Genomic DNA, 482 nt, shown 5'->3' on the forward strand with positions numbered 1-482 from the left:
CATAAACCAGGCCGACCGACAGCGCCCCCGCGACGGTGCTGCCCAGCCCCAGCAAGAGCGAGGTCAACGTATCGCGCGGTTCGTAACGGGTGCGGTCGCGCATCCGGGCGACCACCATCTCGGCCAGCACCAGCACAATGAAGCCGGGCACAGCATATTGGACGGGATCGGGCAGCTCCATGACGCTACTTACACCCTTGTCAGTGCCTCTTTGTCAATGCAGCGTGACCACGACATCGCGCGGTCGGTCGGCCGATGCCTCGATCGCGCGCACTTCGATATCGGTTACGCCGAACAACAGCACGCTGCCGAACAGCCGCTCGCCCGTTTCGATCCGCACGCCCTCGATTCCCTGGCTGAGCTGAAGCGGCGCGATCAGGCGACGCGCGGCGATCCTCGCACCGTGGCGTTTGAGTAGGGCAACGGCACCATTGCCCGCGACCAGCGCCGCGCCACCATCGGTACCGATCACGGCGTCATGC

1 protein-coding gene and 1 pseudogene are annotated in these 482 nt (G+C 65.6%); both read right to left on the minus strand.

Going from position 1 to position 482, the window contains the following annotated elements; genetic code table 11:
* A pseudogene (locus tag AACY19_RS27120) lies at positions 1 to 181 on the minus strand (hypothetical protein); the annotation flags it as partial.
* A 33-nt stretch (positions 182 to 214) separates the two neighbouring features.
* Positions 215 to 482 (minus strand): hypothetical protein (locus AACY19_RS27125; RefSeq protein ID WP_339454573.1); only part of this gene is annotated, 268 nt, incomplete at its 5' end.

It is taken from the genome of Pseudomonas sp. EA_5y_Pfl2_R50, from assembly GCF_963970475.1.
Classification (GTDB): Bacteria; Pseudomonadota; Gammaproteobacteria; order Pseudomonadales; family Pseudomonadaceae; genus Aquipseudomonas.